Raw genomic sequence first — 25,080 nt, 5'->3', positions numbered from 1 at the left:
GCACGCGGGACCCGAGCCTGCGAGGGAGCCGCATGAGCATCAAGGGCACGCTTATCAAGCTCGGCATCTTCTCGTTGGTGCTGCTCACCTTCACCGCGCTCATCTTCGTGGTGTTCGGCCAGATCCGATTCAACCGGACGGCCGAGTACTCGGCGATCTTCAAGAACGTCAGCGGCCTGCGCAGTGGGCAGTTCGTCCGTGCGGCAGGCGTCGAGGTCGGCAAGGTGTCGAGCGTCGAGTTGATCAACGGCGGTGAGGAAGCCGAGGTGAAATTCAGCGTCGAGAAGTCGCTGCCCCTGTTCGACCAGACCACCGCCGCGATTCGGTACCAGGACCTGATCGGCAACCGCTACCTGGAACTCAAGCGCGGTGAGAGCAACAAGATCATCCCGCCGGGCAGCACGATTCCGCTCGAGCGCACCGAGCCGGCACTGGATCTCGACGCCCTCGTCGGTGGATTCCGCCCGCTGTTCCGCTCGCTGGATCCCGAGAAGGTCAACACGATCGCCAAGTCGATCATCACGATCTTCCAGGGCCAGGGCGGCACCATCAACGACATCCTGGACCAGACGGCCCAGCTGACCGAGTCCATCGCCGAGCGTGACCAGGCGATCGGCGAGGTCATCAAGAACCTCAACACGGTGCTCGACACGACGGTCAAGCACCAGAAGCAATTCGACGAGACCCTGGTGAACTTCGAAACGCTGATCACCGGCCTGAAGGACCGGGCCGACCCGATCGGCGCTTCGGTGGCCAACATCAGCAACGCGGCGGGCTCGCTGGCCGATCTGCTTTCGGACAACCGGCCGTTGCTCAAGGACACCGTGGGCTACCTCGACGTCATCCAGAAGCCGCTGGTCGATCAGCGGCAGGAGGTCAACGACATCCTGGTGCAGATTCCCGCGGCGTTGAAGATCATCGGTCGTGCCGGTGGTATCTACGGCGACTTCTTCAACTTCTACGCCTGTGACCTGACGTTGAAGCTCAACGGGTTGCAGCCGGGCGGTCCGGTCCGAACCGTCAGGGTCACGTCGCAGCCGTCGGGTAGGTGCACGCCGAAATGAGGACACTTCAGGGTTCCGACCGGTTCCGTAAGGGCCTGATGGGCGTCGTGATCGTCGCGCTCATCATCGGCGTCGGCTCGACGCTGACCAGCGTGCCGATGCTGTTCGCGGTGCCGACTTACTACGGGCAGTTCGCCGACACCGGCGGGCTGAACATCGGTGACAAGGTGCGCATCGCCGGTATGGACGTCGGCACCGTGCGGAGCATGGACATCAACGGCGACAAGGTCGAGATCGGCTTTACGCTGGGCGGCCGCACGATCGGCACCGACAGCCGCGCCGCGATCCGTACCGATACGATCCTGGGCCGCAAGAACATCGAGATCCAGCCGCGTGGTGACGAGACGCTGAAGCCGCGCGGCATGCTGCCGCTGGGGCAGACGACGACGCCGTACCAGATCTACGACGCGTTCCTCGACGTCACGCGCGCCTCGCAGGGCTGGGACACCCAGTCGGTCAAGCAGTCGCTGAATGTGTTGTCCGAGACCGTCGATCAGACCTCGCCGCACCTGAGTGCCGCATTGGACGGGGTCGCGAAGTTCTCCGAGACCATCGGCAAGCGCGATGACGACGTCAAGAAGCTGCTGGCCAACGCGAACAAGATCGCGACGGTGCTCGGCGACCGCAGCACGCAGGTCAACCAGCTGCTGGTGAACGCGCAGACCCTGCTCGCGGCGGTAAACGAACGCGGTCAGGCCGTGAGCATGCTCCTCGAGCGCGTGTCGTCGGTGTCGAATCAGGTTGAGGGCCTCATCAATGACAACCCGAACCTGAACCACGTGCTGGAGCAGTTGCGCACCGTCAGCGACATCCTCGTCGAACGCAAACAGGATCTGGCCGACACCCTGACGATCGCGGGCAAGTTCATCACCTCGCTGGCCGAGGCGCTCGCGTCCGGTCCGTACTTCAAGGTCATGCTGGTGAACCTGATCCCGCCGACGATCCTGCAACCGTTCGTCGACGCGGCCTTCAAGAAGCGTGGGATCGACCCGGAAGAGTTCTGGCGCAACGCGGGCCTACCGGCCTTCCGCTTCCCGGACCCGAACGGCGAGCGCTTCGAGAACGGCGCACCGCCCGCGGCCCCGACGCCGCTGGAAGGCACCCCCGAGCATCCGGGTCCCGCGGTGCCGCCGGGATCGCCGTGCTCGTATACGCCACCGGCAGACGGCATTCCGTCTCCGGGCAACCCGCTGCCGTGTGCCCATCTGACGCAGGGTCCGTACGGGCCGGTGCCGGGTGGCTACGGTCCGCCCGATGTCGCGACGTCGGCACCGAATCCGGATGGGATCGCGCATTCGCCCGGTGTGCCGAGCGCTGCCATCCCTGGACAGATGCCTCCGGACCAGCCGGGTGCACCTGTCGAGCTGGCCCCCGGCCCGCCGGGAGCCCGCACGGTTCCGGTGAGCCCGCAGCCCGGGCCGCCTGACTTCACTCCGGGTATCGCACCGCCGCCCCCGGCGATCGTCGGTCCGCCGCCACCACCAGGACCCGGCCAGCAATTGCCGCCTGCGGGTACGCCACCGCTTCCCGGCAATCCGCCGTTCCTGCCGCCAGGGTCGCAAGAGGGTTAGGCGAACGTCATGTCAACGATCTTCAACATCCGAAACATCAAGTTGCCCAGCGTTTCCCGGGCAGCTGTGATCGTCGGCGCGCTTCTGGTGGCCGCGGCGTTGGTGGCCGGGTTCCTCGGTATCAACCTGTACAAGCGACTGACCACGACCACGGTCACCGCGTACTTCCCCGAGGTGCTCGCGCTCTATCCCGGCGACAAGGTGCTCATCATGGGCGTCAAGGTCGGCGCGATCGATTCGATCGAGACCGCAGGCGACAAGATGAAAGTGGTCTTCCACTTCAACAACAAGTACAAGGTGCCCGCGGACGCGACGGCTTCGGTGCTCAACCCGAGCCTGGTGGCCTCGCGCGTCATCCAGATGTCGCCGCCCTACACCGGCGGACCGGTGATGGAGGACGGCGCGGTCATCCCGATCGAGCGCACCCAGATCCCCATCGAGTACGACGAACTGCGCAACCAGGTCACGCGCCTGCTCGCCGACCTGGGCCCGACGCCCGAACAACCCAAGGGCCCGTTCGGCGACATCATCGAATCGTTCGCGGACGGGTTCGCCGGCAAGGGCGATCAGGTCAACCGGACGCTCAACGGCCTGTCCGAGGCGTTGACGACGCTCAACGAGGGCCGCGGCGACTTCTTCGCGGTGGTCAAGAGCCTGGCGTTGTTCGTCAATGCGCTGCACCGAAGCGATCAGCAGTTCGTGGCGCTCAACAACGATCTGGCGCAGTTCACGAATTCGTTCACCAACACCGATCAGGAGTTGGCGACGGCGCTGCAAGATCTGGAGCGGGTCCTCAAGACCACACGTGAGTTCCTGGACGAGAACGGTGGAGTGCTCACGCACGACATCAACAACCTCGAGCAGGTGACCACGGCGATCCTGCAGCCGGAACCGCGCAACGGCCTGGAAACCGGTCTGCACGCCTATCCGAACCTGGCCGCCAACGTCGTCAACATCGTGGCGCCCAACCAGGGCGGCATCGTGGGCCTTCCCGTTCTGCCCGGCCTGACCAACTTCTCGAACCCGCTGCAGTTCATCTGCAGCTCGATCCAGGCCGGAAGCCGGTTGGGCTACCAGGATTCCGCGGAACTGTGCGCGCAGTACCTGGCCCCGATCCTCGATGCGATCAAGTTCAACTACCTGCCGTTCGGCCAGAACCTGGCCAGCACGGCGATGACGCTGCCGAAGCAGATCGCGTACTCCGAGAAGCGGCTGCAGCCGCCGCCGGGATACAAGGACACCACCGTTCCGGGTATCTGGTCGCGCGACACGTTGTTCTCGCACGGCAACCACGAGCCGGGCTGGATCGTGGCGCCGGGGATGCAGGGTGTCCAGGTGCAGCCGTTCACGCAGAACATGCTGACCCCGGAGTCGCTGGCCGAACTGATGGGTGGCCCGGACATCGTGCCGCCGCCTGCCCCGCCGGCGTTCGGCGTGCCGCCGGGCGGCAACCTGCCCGGTCCGCCGAATGCGTACGACGAGCGAAATCCGTTGCCGCCGCCGTGGTATCCGCAGCCCGGCCCGCCGCCGGCCCGGCTCCCGGAGTTATCCCGGGTGATCCGTTGTCGGCGCCCGCGCCCGCGCCCGCGGCCCCGGCCGCACCCGCTGCCCCGGCACCGGCCGGCCCGCCGCTGCCCGCCGAAGCAGGAGCCCCGTGATGAAGATTCGAAAGGTGAGTCGCATCGGCCGCCGCATCGCGGTGCTCGCCGCGGCGGCGCTCGTGCTGACCTCGTGCGGTCAGTGGCGCGGCGTGGCCAACGTGCCGCTGCCGGGCGGGCCCGGCACCGAGTCGGGGTCGACGACGCTGTATGTGCAGATGCCGGAAACGTTGGCCCTCAACGCCAACAGCCGGGTCCGGGTGCGCGACGTGTTCGTGGGCCGGGTTCGCAAGATCGAGCTCATCAACTGGGTGCCCACGCTGACGATCGATCTTCAGCCGGGCATCGAGCTGCCCAAGAACACGCTGGCCAAGATCGGTCAGACCAGCCTTCTGGGTTCGCAGCACGTCGAGCTCAATCCGCCCGAGGACCCGTCGCGGGAGATGCTCAAGAGCGGCGACACCATTCCGCTTGCCCAGTCGTCGGCCTACCCGACCATCGAGCGGACGCTGGCGGGTATCTCCGGCATCCTGACCGGTGGCGGCATCCCGAACATCGAGGTCATCCAGACCGAGGTGTTCAACATCCTCAACGGCCGCGCCGATCAGGTTCGCGAATTCCTCAACCGGCTCGACACGTTCACCGACGAGCTCAACCAGCAGCGCCAGGAGATCAACCGCGCGATCGACTCGACGAACCGGTTGCTGAACATCGTGTCGCAGCGCAACGACACGCTGGACCGGGTGCTGACCGAATTCCCGCCGCTGATCCAGCATTTCGCCGAGACCCGGGATCTGTTCGCGGACGCGGTGACTGCGCTGGGCCGGTTGTCGGCAGCCGCCGACGAGACGCTGTCGAACACCAACGCGAATCTGCACACCAACCTGCAGAACCTGCAGCGGCCGCTCAAGCAGCTCAGCCGGGCGGCTCCGTATCTGGTGGGCGCGCTCAAGCTGCTGCTGACCGTGCCGTTCAACATCGACAACATCCCGAAAGCCATTCGTGGCGACTTCATCAACGTGTCGTTGAAGTTGGACCTCACGCTGAGCTCGGTCGACAACGCGTTCCTGTCCGGAACCGGCGTCTCGGGCATGCTGCGGGCGCTGGAACAGGCCTGGGGCCGCGACCCGAACACGATGATCCCGGATGTGCGGTTCACACCGAACCCGCACAATGCACCCGGTGGCCCGCTGGTGGAAAGGGGGGAGTGAGGCATGCTGCTGACCCGCTTCATCAAGATGCAGCTCGTCATCTTCCTGACGCTGACGCTGGTCGCGCTGGTGGTGCTGGCGTTGTTCTACCTGCGGCTGCCCACGTGGGCCGGGATCGGGATGTACAAGCTCAACGCCGAGCTTCCGAACTCGGCCGGTTTGTACGAGACGGCCAACGTGACCTACCGCGGCACTACCATCGGCAAGGTCACGTCGGTGGAGCCCACCGAGCGGGGCGCCCGGGTCGAGATGGAGATCTACGACCAGTACAAGATCCCGGTCGACGCGAGCGCCAACGTGCACTCGGTGTCGGCGGTCGGTGAGCAGTTCATCGACCTGATCTCCGAGGGCGACCCCAAGCAGTACTTCAGCGAGGGGCAGACCATCACGAAGGGCACCGTGCCCGCCGAGGTCGGCCCGGCGCTCGATGCCGCCGAACACGGCCTCGCGGTGCTGCCCAAGGAGAAGATCGGCACGCTGCTCGACGAGGCGTCCAAGGCCTTCGGCGGTCTCGGCCCGTCGCTGCAACGCCTCGTCGACTCGACGCAGGCCATCGCGGGCGACTTCAAGCAGAACATCGATCCGGTCAACGACATCATCGAGAACTCCGGGCCGATCATCGACAGTCAGGTGAACTCGGGCGATGCGATCTCGCAGTGGGCGGCGAACCTGAACACGCTCGCCGCACAGAGCGCGCAGAACGATGCCGCGCTGCGCAGTGGTCTGCAGCAGGCCGCGCCGACCGCCGATCAGCTCAACGCGGTGTTCAGTGACGTACGGGAATCGCTGCCGCAGACGCTGGCGAACCTCGAGATCGTCATCGACATGCTCAAGCGCTACAACAAGAACGTCGAGCAGGTGCTGGTGGTGCTGCCGCAGGGCGGCGCGATCGCACAGACCGCGACGATCTTCGCGCCCGAGGGTCTGCTGCACTTCGGCCTTGGCATCAACTCGCCGCCGCCGTGCCTGACGGGCTTCCTGCCCGCCTCCGAATGGCGTTCGCCCGCAGACACTTCCACGCGTCCGTTACCCGACGGCCTGTACTGCAAGATCCCGAAGGACGCGCCCAACGCGGTCCGCGGTGCCCGCAACTATCCGTGCGCCGACGTGCCCGGAAAGCGGGCAGCCACCCCGCGGGAGTGCCGTAGCGAGGAGCCGTACGTGCCGTTGGGCACCAACCCGTGGTACGGCGACCCGAACCAGATCCGGAACTGCCCGGCTCCTGCCGCGCGCTGCGATCAGCCGGTCGATCCGGGCCGCGTGATCCCGGCGCCCTCGATCAACAACGGGCTCAACCCGTTGCCGGCGAGCCAGCTGCCTCCTCCCGAGGTGGCTTCCGGACCGACGAGCGATCCGCTCACCGCGCCCCGTGGTGGCAGTGTCACTTGCAGTGGACAACAACCCAACCCCTGCATCTACACTCCGGGAGCAGGCTCGACCGCTACCTATAGCCCATCCAGCGGTGAGGTGGTCGGTCCCGGCGGTGTGAAGTACTCCGTCACCAACTCGAATAACCCAGGAGATGACGGATGGAAGGAGATGCTGGCGCCAGCCAGCTGAACCTCACCGATCAGCAGGAACCGGAGCACACCGAACCTCAAGCCGAGGAGACCGTAGAGGACACCACCGAGGCCGTCGATGAGCGCCGGCCGTCCCGGCTCGGTCGGGGCTGGATGTCGGCCATCTGCGCGGGGCTGGTCGTCCTGGCTGCCGCCGCAGGTGTCGGTGGCTACCTCGCGTTGCGCGCGCATTCGGCCAGTGAGCAGATCGCGCGCGACGAGGCCGCGGCCCTGCAGGCGGCCAAGGACTGTGTGACGGCGACTCAGGCGCCGGACACCCAGGCCATGATCGAGGCCCAGACCAAGATCATCGAATGCGCGACCGGTGACTTCGAGACGCAGGCCGGCCTGTACAGCGGGATGTTGCTCGACGCCTATCAGGCGGCCAACGTCCAGGTGAAGGTGTCGGATCTGCGCGCTGCCGTGGAGAAGCACAACGACGACGGGTCGATGGACCTGCTCGTCGCGGTGCGCGTGCTGGTGACCAACACCGAGAAGTCGGATGAGGAACAGGGCTATCGGTTGCGGGTGAAGATGGCGCGCGCCGAGGACGGCACCTACAAGGTCGCGAGACTGGATCAGGTCACGTCGTGACTGCCGTGCTCGACTCCACCGACGTGGAAACCGTGAACGACACTCCGGACGTGCCGTTGGCGTCGTGGTGGTCGCGGGCCGGGGCGTTCGCGATCGACGTGGTTCCGGGATTGGCTGGGATAGCGACGCTGGCGTTGCTGGCCTTCGCGGCTCCGCTGTACGGCTGGTTGTGGTGGGGCTCCTTCGTCGCGGCCGTCCTGGTGACAATCGCCGTCCTGGCCAACCGCGTGTTGTGGCCCGCGACCAAGGGCTGGTCGGTGGGCCGCGCGGTGTTCGGCATCAGGGTCGTGACGCGCGACGACGGCAAGGCCGGTTCGGTCCGGCTGTTGCTGCGCGATGTCGCCCATCTGCTCGATACCGCCGCGGTGTTCATCGGTTGGCTGTGGCCGTTGTGGGACAAGCGCAAGCGCACGTTCGCCGATCTGCTGACCCGCACCGAAGTGCACCGCGTCGAAACCCCTGAGCACGACGCCCGTCGCCGCGCCGGCGTGGTTTTGGTGTCCGCGGCGCTCGTGTGTGTGGTCGCGGCGGGTGTGGGCTACCTGGCCGTGTACCGCCAGGACCAGGCGGTGCGCCAAGCGCACGAGCAGATCGCCAACGACGGCCCGCGGATCGTCGAGCAGCTGCTGAGTTACGGCGTCGATTCGTTCGACCAGGATTTCGCGCGCGCCCAGAGCCTCGCGACCGACAACTACCGCCCCCAGGTGATCGCGCAGCAGGACGCAGTCCGCAAGGCGGGCCCGACCACCAACGAGTACTGGGCGGTGAGCAGCGCCGTGCTGTCGGCCACCAAATCCGAAGCGTCGATGCTCTTGGCGATGCAGGGCCAGCGCGGAACCAACCCGCAGGACCTGAAGTTCATCACCGCGACCGTGCGGGCCGACTTCCGCAAATCCGGCGACGCGTGGCAGGTCGACAACCTCACGGTGCTCAAGAAGCCTCAGATGAACGGGGGCGGTCAATGAGCCCCCGCCGCCGTATCGAACCCGACGAGCGCGACTACTTCGCGGTCGAGCCCAAGCCGCCCATTCGGTGGGGGCTGCCGATCATCGCTTTGTTGTGCGGACTGTTGATCGCGGCGGCCGTCGCGGGCAGCACGTTCATACTCGTGCGGCACGAGACCGATCGTCGCACCGAGATCAAGAACGCGGCAGCACTGAGCTACGTGCGCGAGTTCATGACCGTCTACACGACGCTCGATCCGTTCCACGCCAACGACTACGCGGACCGCATCCTGACGCAGGCCACCGGCGACTTCCAGAAGATGTTCAAAGAGAAGCAGAACGAGATCATCATCCAGGTGGCCCGCGCCGAACCGACCGCAGGCACCGTCCTGGAGGCCGGTATTCAACGCTGGAACGACAACGGCAGCGCTGACGTGCTGGTCGCGACCAAGATCAACACCCGGTCGCCGGACGGGAAGACCAACATCGAGAGCGGAAACCGTTGGGTGGCAACGACTATTCTGGAAGGACAACAGTGGAAGATCAGCCAGCTGATCCAGGTGATCTGACGTCCGACGACCAGAAGCCACGCCGCCGTTGGGGTTTCGGACGCAAACGCAACGCGGAGCAGCCCGCCGAGGAGACGGACCGCAACGAGCCGTCCCCGGAGGCACGGCCCAAACGTACGCCGGTCGGCAAAGGGCGACGCGCAGCCGCGGTGGAGCCGGAGCCGGAGGTTGAACCGGAACCGGAAGCCGAGGTTGAGGCGGAAGCCGCGGAGCCTGAAGAGCCCGAGCCCGCCGCGGAGGAAAAACCGGAGCCTGTCCTCGTCCCGCACCGCCCGGCCGGGAAGCGGCTCACCTATGCCGCGGTGGGTGCGGCGGCGGTGTTCGTCACCGCGGGCGCATTCGCGGGGGCGATGGTGCAGCCGTACCTGTCCGATCGCGCCCTGGTGGACACCAAACTCCAAGTGGCACAGACGTCGGCCGATGCGATCACCACGCTGTGGACCTACACGCCCGACAACATCGAGTCGTTGCCCGACCGGGCGTCGCGGTACTTGTCGAATGACTTCGCCAATCAGTACCGGCAGTTCATCGATTCCATCGTGCCCTCCAACAAGCAGGCTCAGATCACCAACAACACGCAGGTGGTCGGCACGGCGGTGGAGAGCATCAGCCCGACGGAGGCCACCGCGATCGTCTACACCAACTCGGTGTCGACCAGCCCGGTGACCAAGAACGTTCCGTCGTTGCGGTACCTGTCGTATCGGTTGACTCTCGTTCGCGACGGCGGAGATTGGCGCATCACGCAGATGCCCGCGCTGACTCAACTGGATCTGTCGCCGCAGCTCTAGCCTCGAGGAGCTGGGCATGGCCATCGCGTCGCCGGTATCCGAACGACTCACTGTCACTGCGCTTCTGCTGCTGACATTGGCCACCGGAATCGTCGATGCGATCAGCGTGCTGGTACTCGGTCACGTGTTCGTCGCGAACATGACCGGCAATGTGATCTTCCTTGGCTTCTGGTTCGTGCCCCATTCGGGGGTGGACCTGACTGCCGCCGTCGTCGCATTCGCCGGTTTCGTGGCGGGCACTGTGCTGGGCGGAAGGTTGGCGAGGCACATCGACAGCCATGTGCGGACCTGGCTCACGGTCGCCCTCGGCGTGGAAGTCGTTATGTTGACCGCACTTTCGGTCCTTGCCGGCACCGGAGTGCTGCGTTATCACGACAACTCCAAACTGTTCCTGATCGCCGGACTCGCCCTGACCTTCGGCATCCAGAACGCCACGGCCCGTCAGTTCGGGATACAGGAGCTCAGCACCACGGTGCTCACGTCGACGATCGTCGGCATAGGGTTCGACAGCCGCCTGGCCGGAGGTACCGGACAACGCGAGAAGCTGCGCTACGCAGTGGTCGCCACGATGTGCGGTGGTGCGGTGATCGGTGCGACCCTGTCGAGGTTCACCGTGGCGCCCGTGATCGCGCTGGCTGCGGTTGTGGTGGCGATCAGCGCGCTCATCTTCAGGTTCGGTCGCTAGAACGGCGGTGCGCTTGCGCTCGGGCGATGACTGCCGCATCCTATTCTTTGTCGATCAACAAAGAATAGGACAGTCGATGCGCGCATCCGTCATAGAACAACTCGGAACACCGCCGGTCATGGCCGAAGTGCCCGATCCGGTATGCCCGCCCGACGGCGCGATCCTGCGCGTCGAAGCCAACGGCATCTGCCGTACGGACTGGGCGTTGTGGTCGGGCCAGTTCTGGTCCGGCGGGCCAGTTCTCACGGCGCCGTTCGTCCTCGGGCACGAGTTCGCCGGAACGATCGTCGAAGTCGGCGCTGACGTCCGGAACTGGAAGCCCGGCGCCAGAGTGACGTTCCCGATGAACCCGGGCGACGGGACCTGCCAGACGTGCCGAACGGGAAATCAGCAGGTATGTGAACACTTCGCCGATTTGGTGCCCGGTGTGTCCTATTGGGGTGGCTATGCCGAGTACGTCGCGGTGCGGTTCGCCGATGTGAACTTGGTGGAGTTGCCGGAGACGCTGAGCGCGACGGCCGCAGCCAGCCTCGGCTGTCGGTACATGGCGGCGTTTCATGGCATCGCCGAGCAGGCCAGGACGCGCGGCGGCGAATGGGTGGCCGTGCACGGGGCGGGCGGCGGCATGGGACTGGCCGTGGTGCAGATCGCGGCCGCAGTCGGCGCGAACGTGATCGCCGTCGACATTTTCGATGACAAGCTCGAAACGGCCCGCGGCCTCGGCGCTGTGCACACGGTGAACGCCGCCAAGGACGATGCGGCAGGCGCCGTGCGCGAACTCACCAGTGGCGGTGCGCATGTGTCGGTCGACGCCGTCGGAATCGCGGCATCCTGCCGGGCATCGGTGGAGTCACTTCGTATTCGGGGCAGACACGTCCAGCTGGGCCACACCACACCCTCCGAACGCGGCAACGTCGCGCTGCCGATTGACGTCATGATGATCCGGGAACTGGAATTCCTCTCCGCCTTCGGGATGGCAGCACACCGGTTCCCCTCGATGTTGTCGATGGTCAAGGCCGGCACGCTCGACCCTGGGAAGGTCGTCTCCTCAACCGTCGGTCTCGACGGTGTGGGCGGCGTACTAGAGTCGATGGCGGCCTACGGTACAACCGGTGTGGTTGTGATCGACCGATTCTGAGAGCTGCGTGATGGCTGGACGTCCAAGGGAATTCGACCGCGACGCCGCCCTGCGGACAATGCAGGAGTTGTTCTGGCGACACGGATTCGAGGGTGTTTCGATGGCCGACCTCGTGGCAGCGACCGGATTGGCATCCGCACGTCTGTACGCGGCATTCGGATCCAAGGAGCAGATGTTCCGCGAGGCCGTCGAGCTCTACATGCAAACCGAGGGCGGTTTCGCCGACCGGGCAATCGCCGAGGAGCCCACCCTGGTGGACGCCCTGCGTCGCATGCTGCGCGACGCGGTCGACGTCTATGCCAAACCCCATCCGCGCGGCTGCATGGTCGTGACCGCGGCAACCAACTGCACGCCCGGGCACGAAGAGATTCGTGAGTGGCTCGAGAAGCACAGACACGAGAGAGCGCAATCCATCACCGGGGCCGTCCGTGCGGCCAAGAAATCAGGTGAACTGCGCCCAGACGCCGACGTCCAGCAATTGGGTGACTACTTCGCAACCGTGCTGAACGGCCTATCGGTTCAGGCCCGAGACGGCGTATCGCCAAGGCGGTTACGCGCTGTCATCGAGCCCGCGATCGCGGTGCTTCCGCTGCGCTAGAACGGCGGGGGCGCATTGCACTCGGCGACGAAGGCGTCGTTGAGACGTCGTTCGGCGGCGATGGCGCGCAGGGTGTTCTCGGCTCGGGTGTGATTCCGTCTGGGCATCATCACACTTCGGTCGCCGGATTGCGTCGGCACCGAATCGGGCAACACCAGGGTGCCGGTCGGCACAGCAAGAGCGGGAACGTGGAGGCGGCTCCCGGGCACGGTGGTGTACTCGTGTCCGGTGGGCGCGGTCCAGATGACTGTGCCGTCAGGCAGTTGGCGGTCTTTCCAGCCGCCTTCGCCAATCCAGAACGTTTTCAGCAGGTGATGAAAACGGCACAGGCACTTCAAGTTCGACGCATGTGTACACCCCCACGGATGAGGCACCGTGTGGTCGATGTCGCATCGGTCCGCCGGTTTGTCGCAGTAGGGAAAGCGACACGTGAGATCGCGGCAGCGCACGAAATCGGCCAATGCCCGTGAGGGGATGTATCCGGGCTCAGGGGGCGCGTCGCCGGGGTGGATCACCGGCCGCACGGTCGCGAACGGCAGGATCTCGGCCAAGGCGTAGGCAGGCAGGACTCCGCCGCCCAGAATGAACGCGGGCGCGACATCGTCGGCTCGCGCTTCCGGGGGAGGGGGCGCGAGCTCCTCGCTGGTCTCGTCGGCTGACTCGTCCGGCGTGGCGGCCGCAGCCTCGACCGTGGCCCGGTCGGCCACCACATGCACCACAACGTTGTTCGTCGACGCATCCGATGTGCCTGCGGTGCAGTCGTCTCGGCCGCACAGACACGCCAGGTCGGTGCGGGCCGCCAGCGCGCCCATGGCGTCCGAGCGGCGTTGATCGAGTGTGCGGGGATCGTGGGCGCACACCGATCTGGCCATCTCGTCGATGACGCTGTCCACCAACTCGGCGTTGTGCGTCTGCAACCGACCGGACATGCTTGTCGTCCCGGGCTCGTCCCCGGGCGAACCGAAGTCGACATAGCGGGCCCGCACGGCGGCCTTGCCGCGGCGCAGCGCACCCGGATCATGCTCGATGACCAACGCGTCGATGGCCTTGCGGATCGCGCGGTCAGACCACGCGCCCCACCGGGTGATCCGGGCGGCCAGGTCGGCATCGACGCGGGCCAGCGCGACGGGGTCTTGTATGAGATGGGTACACCAGACGATGGCACGCACCAAGTCCTCGTCGACCAGACCGGTGGCGAACAACGCGCCCACCGCGGGCAGCCGGTCGCGCACCACCACGCCGATCCGGGCCTGCGACAGGGCATTCCAGGAACTGACTCCTTGAGACGCACCGAGTTCGGCTCCGACCGCGGCGCTCGGATCCACCCACCACAGCTCGCGATCCTCGGCGGTCGGGGTGTCGGTGCGGCGGGTGAAGATCTCGGCCATCGTGGCGAGTTTGCGGGCGGCCGCGGCGGCCTCGACCTTGGCCCACCCGGCCGCGGTGTCGTTGAGCGTGGCGTCGTCCAAGCCCGCCAGCTCGGCGATCTCAGCGAGCGATCCATCGAACATGTATTCGAATCTACCCATCCCGGCCGGCCCGCCGCACACCAAATCGGTCGCCTGTGGATGAAGTACAGGTTGGGGATAACTCGGAGATCGGGCAGTACTCTCGCGGCTATGCCTACAGTTCTCGTCACCGGCGCGGCGCGTGGCATCGGCAGAGCCATCGTCGAACATCTGGCTGCGTCCGGATGGACCGTGGTCGCCGGCGTCCGTACCGAGGCCGATGCCGCGGCGGTGGCATCGGTGAACCCGGACCGCATCTCGACCGTCATCCTCGACGTCACCGATGCCGGCCACATCGCGGCACTGCCCGATGTGTTACCGCAGCGGTTGGATGCCGTCGTCAACAATGCCGGAATCGTGGTGGCCGGTGCGGTGGAGGCGCTCACCGCGGAGGACTGGCGTAAACAACTCGACGTCAACGTGATCGGTCAGTTCGCGGTCACGCGCGCGGTTTTGCCCAAGCTTCGGGAATCGCGTGGCCGGGTGGTGTTCATCTCCAGCGTGAACGGACAACTGTCGTTGCCCATGCTCGGCGCGTACTCGGCGTCGAAGTTCGCCTTGGAGGCGGGCGCGGATGCGCTGCGGGTCGAGTTGCGGCCGTGGGGTGTTTCCGTTGTGGTGGTCGAGCCGGCGCAGACCGACACCGACATGTGGCGCACGGCCGACGATATGGTGATCCAGACGGAAGCGGCGATGTCGACCGAGCATCGTGTCCTGTACGCCCAACACGTGGCGGGGATGAAGAAGTTCATCCCGATGGCGCGGAAGATGGCGGTGCCCACCTCCAAGGTGGTCGCCGTTGTGGAGGAGGCGTTGACAGCGCGTCGCCCGCGCGCCCGCTACATCGTCGGCTTGGGCAACAAGCTCCAGGTCGCGTTCGTGACGAATATCCCTGCAGCGCTTCGTGATCGCATGCTCGCCCAGATTGCCGGCGTGCCGCGCCGGCGATAGTGGACGAGTTCGTCAAGCGCAATCCGGCTGCGCCGCCGGGGTTCTTCGCTGCCGAGGCGGCAGGCCTGCGCTGGCTCGCTGTCGATGGCGGAGCCGAGTGCGTACGCGTGTTGGCCCACGACGCCACATCGTTGACGTTGCAGCGCCTGAAATCCGTTGCGCCGTCGGCTGAAGCCGCCCACGACTTCGGTCGACGACTCGCCGTCACCCATGACGCGGGCGCGCCGACGTTTGGCGTTGGACCCGACGGATATGACGGTCAAGGTTTCTTCGGGCCGATGGCGCATCCGTTGCCGATGTCATTGGCCGGGCGCGAATCCTGGGGTGAGTTCTACGCCGAGGAACGGTTGCGGCCGATGGCCCGGCTGGCCGCGCCATCGATGAACGGTGCGACCCGCGAGGCCGTCGATGCGGTGATCGAGCTCTGCGGCACGGGGAGATTCGACGACGATGACGCGCCATGCCGCCTGCATGGTGACCTGTGGAGCGGCAACGTGATGTGGACGCCGAACGGTGTCGTATTGATCGACCCGGCCGCGCACGCCGGACATCGTGAGACAGACCTGGCGATGCTGGACCTGTTTGGTTGTCCGCATCTCGGCGAGATACTTGCGGGCTATCAATCGATCCGGCGATTACGCGACGGTTGGCGAGACCGTATCGGTCTGCATCAGCTGTACCCGCTGCTCGCACACGTGGTGTTGTTCGGCGGGGCTTATGAGCGCGAGGTGGAGTTCATCGCCGGCCGGCTGGTCAAGGATTTCTAGTAAACAGCGCAATGCCCAGTGCCGCCCCGAGTGGACGCTTCTACGTAGCAACTGACGCGCGCGTAGATATGGACCATCGCTGGAATGGCGGAGAACGGATGCTTGATACGCATTATCCAGCCCATACGCGTTGAATGCTACGACGGCGTTCGTTTGCTCAAGGGTCAATTACCGCGGCGTGAAAATTTCCTCAGCAACCATAGTGATCGCCATCACGGCGGTGTACGGTGCCTGAGAACAACCTAAGAAATCGGTCGAAAGGACAGCTCGTATGGGCGTCAAACACCGTATGCGTCGGCAACGTGTGAAGAAGATCGCGACTATCGGCGCAGCGACTGCAACGGTGACCGCCCTGACTGCCGGAATAGCCCCGCTGCCCGAAGCGAACGCGGCCGCGGTCAAGCGAGATGTCGACCTGCAGGCCGGCGTGCACATCTTCCCGCCGCCGGACCAGATCGATGATCTCACCAACGGGCTTGGCCCCCAGGTGTACAACCTGTCCCAGGCGATCGGCCACGAGCTGATGACGGCCTTGGTCAACAACGTCAATCTCGCGGCGGCCGCCGAGGCTCTGGGTATCGACTTGGAGACCTTGGCGGCCGGAGTCCTCAACCAGGTGCTGGCCGGCGTCCTGACCGGTGCGCTGGGCGACTTGCCGGTGGATCTCGACCCGGTGTTCGATGCGCTAGCGCTCGGCGGTCTGCTCACCGAGCTGAACGACGCTCTCGCGGCAGTTGGCCTGCCCGGACTCGACACCACCACGACACTGACCGAGTTGCTCAAGCCTCTCGGCCTCGACCTCAGTGACCCGTTGAACCTCGCCGCGGTGCCAGACACCGCAGGCATCAACGTCATCACGGCAGGGCCGATCTTCACTCTTCTCAAGTTGTTCGGCGTCGACCTCGGCTGGGTGCCGTCGTTTCCCAACTCGGTGGCCGACGAGATCAACGGCACGGAGTACCTCTCGGTCACGTCGGCCGAGGTGGACCAGCTACTGAATTCGTTGGTGCCGACCGGCGGGTTGAACCACATTCTGGTGAAGGAAATCCTCAAGAAGATCGAAGACGAGCTGAACCACTTCCCGAGCGTGGTCGACCTTCGTGTACCGATCGTCGTCGGCATGGGACTGGGTGCCTTCGCCGCAGGGGCGGCGTATCAGCAAGTCGTCGACGATCTGCCGAATCAGCCTGGCGGAGCTAATTATTCGGGCAACGATCCGCTCCTCGGTAGCTTCACCCTGCTGCCGATGGTCCTCATCGACAACCCCGGGCGTGCCAACGGCGGCATCCTGGCCCGGATGTATCCGCTGTTCCGGTTGGTCGGGATCGACACCGTCACGCCGAATACCCAGGTGCAGAGCAGCACTGACGGGGACGGGTTGCTGAACGACATCCAGATCTTCGGCCTGGCCCTTGGCGGGGCCAACCTCATCCCGGTCAAGATCGACGCGACGGCGGAGTATCTGCCGCTCTCGGACTTCGCGGCTTGGCCCAACCCGTTCACGATGGCCAATAATGTTGCGGCGGGGCTGTTCCCGACGTACATCCTCAGGGGTCAGACCCTCGACGGCATCCTCACCGACGTCGTGCTGGATCAGATCGCCCAGCAGCTCGGCGAGGACATCACCGACTACCTGGCCGATCCCGGAGACGATCCCACCAAGGGACCGAAACTCAACATCTACATCACCATCCCGGCGCGCAGCCTGCCGCTGCTCGAACCGACCTATCTGGCGTTCGATGTCATCAACCTGCTGACCGGTGCGAATCTCAACAACCCGATCGGAACGGCGTTGAGTCCCTTGCTCACAAGCCTGGTGAATCTCGGCTACACCGACGTGTACTACAACGAGGCGACCGGCGAATACGACCGCACGCTCGACGAAGCCGACGTGCCGACCGCCTTTGGCACACTGCCCGATCTTGACTGGGGACAGGTGCCCGGTCATCTCGTGAACGCGCTCGCGATCGGCGTTCAGAACGCCATCGACGACGGGCTCGTCAACCGGGATGGCCCGGTACCCAACGTCATCGCCACAGTCCTCGGACTTCTCGGCCTAGATGACGCGCTGCCCAACGCCGGTAACGGATTTGACGTCTCCGGCCTGCCACAGGCGTTGGAGAATCTCACCAACGGAGCGCTCGACACTGCCGACGCACCCGACGTCACGACGACCAACTTTGAGCCGCAGGGTATTACGGAAACCGGGATCGGTGCGCCGGACAAGAAGACGTTGAATTTGGATGCCACGGCCGATGCAGACGACACCGAGGCCACCGCCCCGAAGAGGTTGAGCAATGCCGCTGACGACGCCCGTGAGCAACTCCAGACGACGGTCAAGGAGGCGAGTGACCGGGCCAAGGCATCCGCCGAAAAGGCTCGCGAGCGTACTCAGAAGGCTGTGCAGGACGCTCAAGACCGCATCAACAAGGTCGCCGAGAACGGCCGCAAGCAGATCAAGGCAGTGACCGACGGTGTCGAGAAGGCCGTCAAGAACGCGACCGACAAGCAGCAGGACAAGAAGGAGAAGGACGCCGCGTAGCGACGAGCCTGCGCGAAAGGCTGCGCCGCGGATTTGCCGCGTGGAATCCGAAGGTCATGAGAGGCCTTCGCTGTCATTGCTTTCCGGTAATGACGTCACAGCGCATCGTCAACTCCCATATGCAGCAACAGTTCTCCGGAATCACGCTGCAATCACCCACCATTTGCTAGAAGTGCACGTCCATGCCATTTACCGATGACAACATCGGGTAGGCGAAACCCCATGCGATGGCTGGTTTCGGACATCTGCGACAAGTTTTCGGCCTGCCCGCGAGTCGAGCGAATTCGGCCTGGCGCGAACGGTATGCAGCAATGAATCCGTAGCTGCGCCGCGGCATGTATTTGCTCACTGAAATACCGAAGATTGACACCGGAGAAAATTTACGGCAAACGATGTGGGCGGTAGTAGCGTCCCGATCGCCACCTGAGAGAAACCTGAGAGCGGGGCGATGAAATGCGTAAACTGGGAGCGATCCACGAACCTTCGCGGACCCGCCGACGTCGCCTGGATCGGGCGAAGGCAAAGAAGCTGGGCCTCATGGGTGGGATCGCCGCGAGTGCACTCGCGGTGGGACTCACCCCCGCGTTCGCAAATGCCGCAAACAGTGAGACGTACTTCATCGGGTTTCCGGATTGGTTGCCGGTGGGCGGATCGACGTTGCCATCGGATCCGCGGGCGATCAACAACGCCATCGTCGGGGCGAAAGACGACAACCCCCTGATCGCCTGGGGCATCGGCGAAGTCGATCTCCAACCCGTCTGGGTAACGTGGATCGACGGTGTGCCGTCCTACACTCTGCCGGTCGTGGGGCAGACCGGCTCCCACACCGAACCGAACCCCGCCTACCAACCGGCCTATGACGCCGCTTACGACGTCGCGTACAACTTGCCGTCGTTCCTCGGCGGTTGTCGCGGCCTGTCCAACCGCGCGCAGTGCGCCACCAACAAGGCGCTCGCTGCCGTCGCCAACATTCCGCAGACCATCACGGTGCCCGACTTCGGGATCGTCGAACCGGGCTTCTGGACCACGCAGACCGAGGGGCAGTGGGTGTCGCCCAGTGACCTCGGCACCTTGCCGACGGCGGGCCAACTCGCCTATCTCGCATATGCTCTCGAACACGGTGACGCAGGCGCACTCGCCCCGATCCTGAACTGGACCGCGTACCTGACCAACGTAAATCTGATCGCATACGGCGACGGCGCGATCGCGGCCGGGACGGCCTACCGAGCATTTATCGACAGCGTTCAGGGCGCCACACACGAGGGTTATGACCCGTATGAGGTCGGCGCGCCGCAGACCGGGCCGCGCCAGATCGCCATCGTCGGACCGAACGGTCAGGTCACCCTCGTCACGGTCACCACCCAGAACCTTCCGACCCCGTTGCCCACGCCGCAGTACCCGCAGCCCGGCCAACCTCCCGAGTACGAGGTGACGCAGCCCGGCGGCGTCATCGACGTCACGGTGCTGTCGCTTGTGCTGGTGCGGAATCCGGGCCGGGCCAACGGCGGACTGTACGCGCGATTCGCGCCGATCTACGAAGAACTCACGGGCGTCGATCCGGTGAGTCCCGAACGTCAGGATGTGTTGCCGGAAGGCGTGGACCCGGATCTGATCCGCGATCTTCTGACCGGCGGCGACATCAGCATCGACCAACTCGGCAATCTGCAGACAGTGATCGAGAATGCCGACGGGGAGCCGATCGTCATAACCCTCAAGGCCGACATCGGCTGGCAATATGACCTGTTGTCCGACGCTCCCGCGACAGCGAACCCGATCGCATGGGCGAACTCGGTGGCATCCGCCCTGTTCCTGACGAACCTTCTCACCGGAGTCGACTTCGAAAACCTCGGTGCGGGCGGCTACGTTGGTGAAGACGGCACGGTCTACTACACCCTTCCGGTCGATGAACTGCCGCTCTTGACGCCCATGCGGTTGCCCGCGCAATTGATCGGCCTGGCGACGGGCAACACCGACATCAACACACCGTTGGCCGACGCACTCGAACCGGCGCTGGACATGCTGGTCAAGATCGCTTACCCGGACGTCGTGCGCAATCCGGATGGTACGTACACCCGCACGCTCGACGAGTTCGGCGAGCCAACGCTGTTCGGCACCCGCACGCTCACCCGCGAGCAGAGGGCCCTGCTGCCGGGCGATCTCATCGCCGCGCTTGGTGCCGGCTTCGGAGATGAACTGAGCGACAGCCTGATCCGGGTGAAGAACGACGTCGTCGAGACGTTCGACATCGAACTCACCGAAGAGCAGGACGACGCTGTGGAACAGGTCTTGACGGCGCCGGGCACCACGATCAGAAACGTCAGCCGCGACGCCGGTGACGGGGTGTCCCAGGTGTTGACCGCCGTCGAATCGCAACTTCCGGATGAACCGGAAGTCACGCAGGAACATCTGGGCAACGTGCAGCGCAGTGTCGGCAAGTTCTTGGCGGAGGTGCGTGACGGTGCTCCCGAGCGGCCCGGCAGCACAACAACTTCCGACACCGAACTGAAGCGCAAGACGCCGGTGCGCGACGCGGTCAAGAAGGCCGGCGACAATCTCAAGAAAGCTGTCGACAAGGTCGGCGCGGACGTCAAGAAGAAGCTCGGCGCGAATAAGAAGGACAAGAACGAGAGCCAGGACTCGGGTAGCGAGAGCGATGGTTCGGAGTAGTCCGCGCCAAGACCGTCACTACGATTGACCGGTGGCTTCAGTCAGGCGCGGACGCGGAAGGCCTGTCGGCCCCGGTGTCGATGTCGAGCAGCGACGATCAGACCTGCTTGATGCCGCCGAGCGGGCCATCCGTGAGAAAGGGCCTGAGGTAGGCATTGCGGAGGTGGCCGGCGAGGCGGGATTCGTCCGGTCGGCCGTCTACGCGGTGTTCCCGAACCGGGCGGCAATCCTCGCCGCGCTCAGTGAGCGCCAAGCCGGCAGACTGCTCGCGAAGATCACGAAAAGAGCTGATGGCTCAACGGATTTGCGCCGTCGCATGGAGTTGTTCTTCGACGTCATCTGCCAGTGGATGCAGGACGAACCGAACCTCTACCGGGCGCTGGATGTGCACGAGGCGCTTGCCGGCGCGGTCGAGGCGATGCTGAGCGCGTCGCTGGCGGCCGGCGGCGCAAACACCGCGGCCGCCGCGCCGTGGGCGCGCGCGATCGTCGGGTCCGCGACGGTGACCGCGGAATGGTGGATCCGTAGTTCGTCGATGCCGCGTGCGGAGCTCGTCGAGCATCTGACGCGACTGTGCTGGGACGGCGGCGCGGCGCTGCCGTTCAGCCCGTTCGATGTCGACGCTATTGACAGGAAGCAGTCATAAAAGACACCATGTCTTTTATGACTGCACCCGCGTCACCCGAGGTCCATGGACCGTCGCACTACTGGGAAGACGTGCCGGGCGAGTACGACCTGGCCGTCACCGAGATCACCGGCAAGCTGCCTGAGGGCTTGACCGGCACGCTGTACCGCAATGGATCCGGGCGATGGAACGTCGGCCAATCGCGTGTCGAGAGCATCTTCGACGCCGACGGTATGGTGACCGCCTTCGCCATCGACGGCTCCGGAGTGCGGTTCAAGAACCGCTTCGTGCGGACGCAGCATTATCTGCGCACCACGGCCGCCGGGCAGATGGTGCAGCGCGGATTCTCCTACCAGCGGCCGGGAGGTGTACGTGCCAATGCCTTTCGGTTGCCTGCCAACACCGCGAACACGAATGTCCTCGTCGGCAACGATCAACTGCTCGCACTGTGGGAGGCCGGACGCCCGCACGCGATGGATCTCGACACGCTCAACACGATCGGGCTGTGCAGCCTGGATCGGGTGCTGAAGGGACCGATCGGCGCCTACTCCGCGCACCACACCTACGACGCGGTCAAGGATTCCAGGGTCAACTTCGGTTTCGAGCCGTACTTTCCGCGCATCGATCTGCGCCATGTCCGCACCGCGCCCACCAGGTCCGAAAAGCTGCGCCGACTAGGCGAATTGGCCGGCGAAGCCATCCCGCGGGTCCGTCTGCGCCTCTACGAAACCGACAACCGGGGCGTCACCCGTTACCTCAGGGCGGTGCCGATGCCGGGCATGGGTCTGGTGCACGACATGGCGTTGACACGAAGGTACGCGATCTTCGTGGTCAGCCCGCTGCGCATCAACCCGTGGGCCCTGCTCGGGCACAAAACCTATTGGGACGCCATGCGATTCAAGAAGGACGAACCCTCGTACTTCATCCTCGCCCCACGCGACGGCGGCCGTGTTCGCGTCGTCGAGACCGACCCGTTCTACATGTGGCACTACGCCAACGCCTACGAGCAGGGCTCGGACGTGGTGGTGGAACTACCGCGGTTCGCGCCGGAGACCTTCGAGGGCATGCATTCGTGGGTGTCCGACATCCGCACCGACATGTCCCAGATGTATGCCGAGGTCGCACCTGAGGAGCAGCCGAAAGCCGTGCGGATGACGCGGTTTCGGATAACGGCCGACGACCGGGTGACCGCCGAACCGCTGGCCGAGTTGGGATGTGAGTTCCCGCAGATCGATCAGCGCCGCTCGACCCAACCCCACCGGATCACCTACGTGACCGCTCCCTCTGACACCGGTGAGGGGATAGGCCGGTTCGATCACGTCGACGGCTCGGTCCAGACGTACTGCCCGCCGAACAACAAGCTCGTCGAGCCGATCTTCGTGCCCCGTCCCGGCAGTACCGCCGAACGGGACGGCTGGGTGCTGACGGTCGGGTATGACGAAGCGCAGCACCGTAGTCGGCTCATGGTGTTCGACGCACCCCACATCGACGCCGGACCCATCGCGGAAGCGTGGTTGCCGTTCAATCTGCCGATGAGTTACCACGGCGCGTTCACGCCGAGGGTGGCCGCGCTCTAGTTGCGTGCGAGCGCACCCTGCACGAGCTGGTCGATGATCGGCGTCATCAGTTGCGCGTACTCGGCCGTGATGTGATTGTCGTCGAAGAACACCAGCGTGTTGCCGACGATCACCGGGCAGCGGGTGTCCGTACAGAAGAACTCGCTCAGATTCGCATACTGGCCGCCGCCTGCCCGCACGGCCGCCTCCTCGGCGGCAATGCCGTTGTCGTTCATGGCCTTCGCGCGATCCGGCGTACAGAATGCGGCGTCGTCCATGTGGGCGGACAGGCACGTCGGCACCATCGAGTGCGGGTCCGGGACCGGGCCGAGCACCAGGACCCGGGCGCCCGTTCCGCGCAGCTGTGACACCAGCGCCGTCAACCCGTCCAGCCAGGCTCGGTCGTAGCTCACGAAGCCGAAGTCGGCCCCGTAGCGGCGCACCATGTCCAGCACGACCAGTGCGGGACGCTCCTTCTGGATGCGGGCGAGTACCGCAGCCCGCCACTGCTTGCACTCGGTGAACTCCCGGCCGAGGTAGGGACTGAAGATCGGCAGCTTCATCAATGGGCACGTGACCTTGGCCATGGTCTCCAGTCGCCAACCGTTCTGCTGCGCAACCGGTTCCAGCGCCGGCTGCCACATCGCGGCGTGCGAATCACCGATCAGCGCAACCGTCGTCGTCGAATCGGCGTCGCCGGACACACATTCCGGAAGTGTGACGTCCTTCCACGACACCACGCACCCGTCGGCGAACGGCTCGGGTTTGGTGATGTTGTCCAGCGGTGGCGACAGATTCGAGGGAACGGCCCGCAGATCCGCTGATGCCGCGACCGCGGCACGCAACTGCTCCTGCGGCGTGAGCACCCGCTGTTGAGGCGATGCCGGCGACGCGACCGCCGCCACGGGCACCGCGGCCGGACCCGAACCGGTCGGCACCGGACGAATCGCCAACAACACCAGGCCGGCACACACCGCTGCCGCCGTCGCGGTGGCTCCCACCGCCAGGCTGCGCCAGGCCGACGCCCGCAGCGCGGCTGCGAACCGGGCCGGGTTCTCGATCAGATGCAGCGTCAGGATCGCCAGCCCGAGAGCTATCACCACCATCGCCAAGCGGCCGGCCACGCCGAGCTCGGTGCGAAACAGCGCCGGGGCCAACAACAAGGCGGGCCAATGCCATAGGTACCACGAATACGACACCCGGCCGATCGAGCGCATCAGGGGTTTTGCCAGCAGTCGGCCCACGCCGAGGTCGGGCGTCGCGCACCCCGCGCCGATCACCAGTGCGGTACCGAGAACCGGCAATAGCGCCGCGGTGCCCGGGTACGGCGTCGACTCGCCGATCTGGGTGCATGTCACGAGGATCAACGCCAAGCCGCCCCAGCCGGCGACGGCGGCGCAGACCGGTGGCAGCTTGCGCCAGCTCGCGGCGGTCAACGCGATCAGACCGCCCGCGGCCAGCTCCCAGGCCCGGGTCGGCAGTGAGAAGAACGCCCACGCCGGCATGGTGCGCGTCCACGTCAGCGACAGGACCAACGAGGCGCCCACGACGACTGCCAGCACGCCGACGTAGGGCAGTGCGGACCCCGCGTCGCGGCCGCGGCGGGTCAACAGCCAGGCGATACCGAGAATCAACGCCGGCCACAGCAGGTAGAACTGCTCTTCGACCCCGAGCGACCAGTAGTGCTGCAGCGGTGATGGCGGGGTGTCCGCCGCGAGGTAGTCGGTGCCCTCGGCGGCGAATCGGTAGTTGCCGACGTAGAGCGCGCTGGCGATGGTGTCGCCCAAGACATTGCGCGCCTGCAACGGCGGCAGCAGCACGGCGGCCGCGACCGATGTTGCGACGAGGACGACAGCCGCGGCCGGTAGCAGGCGTCGGGCGCGCGCGGCATAGAACTTCGTGAGTTTTATCGTGCCGGTGCGCGACGCTTCGCGCCACAGCAGCCCGGTGATGAGAAAGCCCGATACGACGAAGAACACGTCGACGCCGATGAAGCCGCCGTGCAGCCCCGGCACCCCCGCATGGAAAAGTACGACGGCCACCACGGCCACCGCCCGCAGACCCTCGATGTCGGGCCGAAACTGTTTGCGAGACAGGTGCTCCCGTCCACTCACGGTGCTGTCGCGGCGGGAGGTGACGTCCGAG

Annotated in this window: 19 protein-coding genes and 1 pseudogene; 18 read left to right on the top strand and 2 right to left on the bottom strand. The window is 65.5% G+C overall.

Going from position 1 to position 25,080, the window contains the following annotated elements; all coding sequences use genetic code 11:
• Positions 1-32: 32 nt before the first annotated feature.
• From ACOI2T_RS35285 to ACOI2T_RS35230, 12 genes and pseudogenes are all read left to right on the top strand, one after another.
• Positions 33-1,064 (top strand): virulence factor Mce family protein, encoded by a 1,032-nt coding sequence (locus ACOI2T_RS35285; protein ID WP_067848808.1) that lies wholly within the window; start codon positions 33-35, stop codon positions 1,062-1,064.
• The gene (locus ACOI2T_RS35280) at positions 1,061-2,635 is read left to right on the top strand and encodes a virulence factor Mce family protein (protein ID WP_067848896.1); all 1,575 of its coding nucleotides are present in this window, start codon (positions 1,061-1,063) and stop codon (positions 2,633-2,635) included. The genes ACOI2T_RS35285 and ACOI2T_RS35280 overlap by 4 nt, the downstream gene beginning before the upstream one ends.
• Before the next feature lie 9 nt (positions 2,636-2,644).
• A pseudogene (locus ACOI2T_RS35275) lies at positions 2,645-4,293 on the top strand (virulence factor Mce family protein).
• On the top strand, positions 4,293-5,444 hold the full coding sequence (locus tag ACOI2T_RS35270; protein ID WP_067848802.1) for a virulence factor Mce family protein: 1,152 nt from the start codon (positions 4,293-4,295) through the stop codon (positions 5,442-5,444). The pseudogene ACOI2T_RS35275 and the gene ACOI2T_RS35270 overlap by 1 nt, the downstream one beginning before the upstream one ends.
• A gap of 3 nt (positions 5,445-5,447) precedes the next feature.
• Positions 5,448-7,004: an MCE family protein gene (locus ACOI2T_RS35265; RefSeq protein ID WP_085150142.1), complete on the top strand. Its 1,557-nt coding sequence runs from the start codon at positions 5,448-5,450 to the stop codon at positions 7,002-7,004.
• Positions 6,974-7,597, top strand: a complete 624-nt coding sequence (locus tag ACOI2T_RS35260) for an Rv1363c family protein (RefSeq protein ID WP_409502919.1) — start codon at positions 6,974-6,976, stop codon at positions 7,595-7,597. The genes ACOI2T_RS35265 and ACOI2T_RS35260 overlap by 31 nt, the downstream gene beginning before the upstream one ends.
• Positions 7,594-8,562 (top strand): RDD family protein, encoded by a 969-nt coding sequence (locus ACOI2T_RS35255; protein WP_409502918.1) that lies wholly within the window; start codon positions 7,594-7,596, stop codon positions 8,560-8,562. Before ACOI2T_RS35260 ends, ACOI2T_RS35255 begins: the two co-directional genes overlap by 4 nt.
• Positions 8,559-9,110: an Rv1363c family protein gene (locus tag ACOI2T_RS35250; protein WP_409502917.1), complete on the top strand. Its 552-nt coding sequence runs from the start codon at positions 8,559-8,561 to the stop codon at positions 9,108-9,110. Before ACOI2T_RS35255 ends, ACOI2T_RS35250 begins: the two co-directional genes overlap by 4 nt.
• Positions 9,077-9,898: a mammalian cell entry protein gene (locus tag ACOI2T_RS35245; protein WP_409502916.1), complete on the top strand. Its 822-nt coding sequence runs from the start codon at positions 9,077-9,079 to the stop codon at positions 9,896-9,898. Before ACOI2T_RS35250 ends, ACOI2T_RS35245 begins: the two co-directional genes overlap by 34 nt.
• Before the next feature lie 16 nt (positions 9,899-9,914).
• The gene (locus tag ACOI2T_RS35240) at positions 9,915-10,583 is read left to right on the top strand and encodes a YoaK family protein (RefSeq protein WP_067848783.1); all 669 of its coding nucleotides are present in this window, start codon (positions 9,915-9,917) and stop codon (positions 10,581-10,583) included.
• 76 nt (positions 10,584-10,659) lie between these two features.
• On the top strand, positions 10,660-11,721 hold the full coding sequence (locus tag ACOI2T_RS35235; protein WP_409502915.1) for an alcohol dehydrogenase catalytic domain-containing protein: 1,062 nt from the start codon (positions 10,660-10,662) through the stop codon (positions 11,719-11,721).
• A 10-nt stretch (positions 11,722-11,731) separates the two neighbouring features.
• On the top strand, positions 11,732-12,319 hold the full coding sequence (locus tag ACOI2T_RS35230; protein WP_409502914.1) for a TetR/AcrR family transcriptional regulator: 588 nt from the start codon (positions 11,732-11,734) through the stop codon (positions 12,317-12,319).
• Here the strand turns inward: ACOI2T_RS35230 and ACOI2T_RS35225 are convergent.
• A complete protein-coding gene (locus tag ACOI2T_RS35225; RefSeq protein WP_409502913.1) occupies positions 12,316-13,830 on the bottom strand; it encodes an HNH endonuclease signature motif containing protein in 1,515 nt (504 codons plus the stop codon). The two genes, ACOI2T_RS35230 and ACOI2T_RS35225, sit on opposite strands and share 4 nt — an antisense overlap.
• Positions 13,831-13,938: 108 nt before the next feature.
• On the opposite strand from ACOI2T_RS35225, the gene ACOI2T_RS35220 reads away from it, so the two are divergent.
• The 6 genes from ACOI2T_RS35220 to ACOI2T_RS35195 all read left to right on the top strand — a co-directional run bounded on the left by ACOI2T_RS35220 (position 13,939) and on the right by ACOI2T_RS35195 (position 22,956).
• A complete protein-coding gene (locus ACOI2T_RS35220; RefSeq protein ID WP_409502912.1) occupies positions 13,939-14,778 on the top strand; it encodes an SDR family NAD(P)-dependent oxidoreductase in 840 nt (279 codons plus the stop codon).
• Positions 14,778-15,545, top strand: coding sequence for a fructosamine kinase family protein (locus ACOI2T_RS35215; RefSeq protein WP_409502911.1), 768 nt, complete (start codon positions 14,778-14,780; stop codon positions 15,543-15,545). The genes ACOI2T_RS35220 and ACOI2T_RS35215 overlap by 1 nt, the downstream gene beginning before the upstream one ends.
• A gap of 343 nt (positions 15,546-15,888) precedes the next feature.
• Complete coding sequence (locus ACOI2T_RS35210) at positions 15,889-18,087, top strand: AAA family ATPase (RefSeq protein ID WP_409502910.1); 2,199 nt, start codon at positions 15,889-15,891, stop codon at positions 18,085-18,087.
• A 453-nt stretch (positions 18,088-18,540) separates the two neighbouring features.
• Positions 18,541-20,754: a PE-PPE domain-containing protein gene (locus tag ACOI2T_RS35205; RefSeq protein ID WP_409502909.1), complete on the top strand. Its 2,214-nt coding sequence runs from the start codon at positions 18,541-18,543 to the stop codon at positions 20,752-20,754.
• Positions 20,755-20,785: 31 nt separating this feature from the next.
• Complete coding sequence (locus ACOI2T_RS35200; protein WP_409502908.1) at positions 20,786-21,400, top strand: TetR/AcrR family transcriptional regulator; 615 nt, start codon at positions 20,786-20,788, stop codon at positions 21,398-21,400.
• A gap of 17 nt (positions 21,401-21,417) precedes the next feature.
• Positions 21,418-22,956, top strand: a complete 1,539-nt coding sequence (locus tag ACOI2T_RS35195; protein WP_409502907.1) for a carotenoid oxygenase family protein — start codon at positions 21,418-21,420, stop codon at positions 22,954-22,956.
• On the opposite strand, the gene ACOI2T_RS35190 is transcribed toward ACOI2T_RS35195, so the two are convergent.
• A complete protein-coding gene (locus tag ACOI2T_RS35190) occupies positions 22,953-25,049 on the bottom strand; it encodes an acyltransferase family protein (RefSeq protein WP_409502906.1) in 2,097 nt (698 codons plus the stop codon). The genes ACOI2T_RS35195 and ACOI2T_RS35190 overlap by 4 nt on opposite strands.
• Positions 25,050-25,080 lie beyond the last annotated feature (31 nt).

It is taken from the genome of Mycolicibacterium wolinskyi str. Jessa 2025, assembly GCF_049241375.1.
Classification (GTDB): Bacteria; Actinomycetota; Actinomycetes; order Mycobacteriales; family Mycobacteriaceae; genus Mycobacterium; species Mycobacterium wolinskyi.
The sequence above is the reverse complement of the archived record's forward strand: the minus strand, read 5'-3'. Positions and strand labels throughout refer to the sequence as shown.